A 1957-nucleotide genomic window follows, 5' to 3' on the forward strand; every position below is an offset into this window, starting at 1 on the left:
TAATAACGCCATCGTGATCAATTCTTCCCAATTCTTCGAACTATCAACCGCCTGCTTCAATATTTCTTTTTCCTGATCCGTTACAGCCGACTGTAACTTTTCCAATTCCGCGCGCTTTTCGGGAATATTCTTCTCCAGGAAAGCCTTCCGCTTTTCGCGCTCTTCTTCCTTGGCAACCGCTAAAGTCAGCGCAGCCATCTTGTCGCGATTCTCGGCATACTCCGTATTGCCGCGCTCGCGGGCTTCTTCCAGAGTACATTCTCCAAAAAGTTCCTGTACCAGCGATTGCACGGCCGACCGTTTTTCCTCGAACTTTCCCTTTGCCTGCGAAGCTGCCGCACTCTTTTCGTTGCGATCCGCTTCAGCCGTCGAAACGGCCTTCTTGAGCCTTTCCAATTCCGCCTGGCTCGGAGCCTCCAGCGACTTGCAGGCCTTATGCGGGTGATGCGTAGAACCGCACACAGGGCAGGGTTTGTCATCCACCAAAGTCTCTGCTATGATTCCGGCCTGTTCGTTCAAGAAGGCCCGGTTTTTCGCCTCGTAATCGTCACTGATTTTCTGGTAGTCAGCATCGGCAGCAAGGTACGCTTTTTTCGCTCTCTCGAACGCATCGTTCAGCGTAGACAATTCCTTGACGTTTTTGCCCACCTTCACCAAGTCATCTTGCCTACCCGAAAGCTTATCGAGCTGGGCAACCAATTCCTGCTTCCTGGCGCCCACATCGCCAAGTTCCGACAACTCCTTGTCGAAATTGACAATGACCGCTTTGATATCTTCGACTGATTGACGATTCTTCTGCAGTCTTAATTCCGTCTCCTTGACGGCACCTTCCTTTTTCAATGCATCGCCGCGGAACAATTCCAGCTTGTCGTATTCCGGAAGCGAATTCCTGAGCATCGTAATGCTTTCTTGCAAGCTGTCACGTTCGGGTTGCTTGCTTTCGGCAGTCGCCTTCGCTTCTTTCAGCGGAGCAAGCGAAGGCAGAATCCTTTCCAGTTCGTCACTTGCCTTCTTGAGCGCATCGCGCGTCTTTTGAACATTCTGTGCGCGGCCAAGTTCCTTGTCCATGTCGGCAAGTTTTTTGGCGCTTTCTTCAAGTTCGGCCTGGACTTTTTTGAGCGACAGATTGTCTTCGTCAAGAATAGCCTGCGTCATATCGCAAACGCCTTGCCAGTCCGCAATCTGCCTCTGGGCCGCCAAATTTTTTTCATGCTCCAAGGTCTCTGCCTGGGCCGAATTTTCGCCACACTGGATTTGTGCAATCATCGTGCATGCAGTCGATTCGCTGTCGCTGCACTGCCGATCCATTTCGTTTGCGCGCTTCTTGAGTTCGTCTTGAAGGGCGTTAAACTTGTCCGTCTTGAAAATCTTGCGGAAAATCTTTTTGCGTTCATCAGTCGACGAAAGCAACACCTTCATGAAATCGCCCTGGGCGATCATCGCGATTTTGGTAAACTGGTCGCGATCAATCCCGATGATTTCTTGCACTGCGGCGGCAACATCCTTTTCTTTACTCACAGAACGGCTCGCGGGCCCCTGCTTGCCACTAGATTCAGGATAATAGAACGTGACAGAAGCCGCTTCTTTCGTAAAACCTTCGCCGCGGGCTTTCGGCCGAAAGTATTCGGGATTGCGCACAATGCGGTATTCCTTTCCCGCATACACGAATGTCAAATCCACTTCGGTCTTCGTTTCGGGCTTTGCGTTCAGGCAGCGGAACAGTTTGGAATCGTCGCGGCTGTCGCCGCTCGCCCGCCCGAACAGGGCATACGTAATCGCATCGAAAATTGTCGTCTTGCCGGCACCGGTAGGCCCTACAATGGCAACCAAGGTTCCTGCCTTTGCTTCCATGGACCAGTTCAAAACACTTTGGGATGACGAACATAAAGGCGGTCTGCCCCTTATCTTCAACATCTGGAACAACAGCTACGGCATGGGCGGTCAGACCTCAGGCGAG

1 protein-coding gene is annotated in these 1957 nt (G+C 51.9%); it reads right to left on the reverse strand.

The window, feature by feature from the left end; all coding sequences use genetic code 11:
* Positions 1-1851 (reverse strand): SMC family ATPase (locus Q0628_RS06800; protein ID WP_298769438.1); only part of this gene is annotated, 1851 nt, incomplete at its 3' end.
* Positions 1852-1957 lie beyond the last annotated feature (106 nt).

Source organism: uncultured Fibrobacter sp., assembly GCF_937877005.1.
Taxonomy (GTDB): domain Bacteria; phylum Fibrobacterota; class Fibrobacteria; order Fibrobacterales; family Fibrobacteraceae; genus Fibrobacter.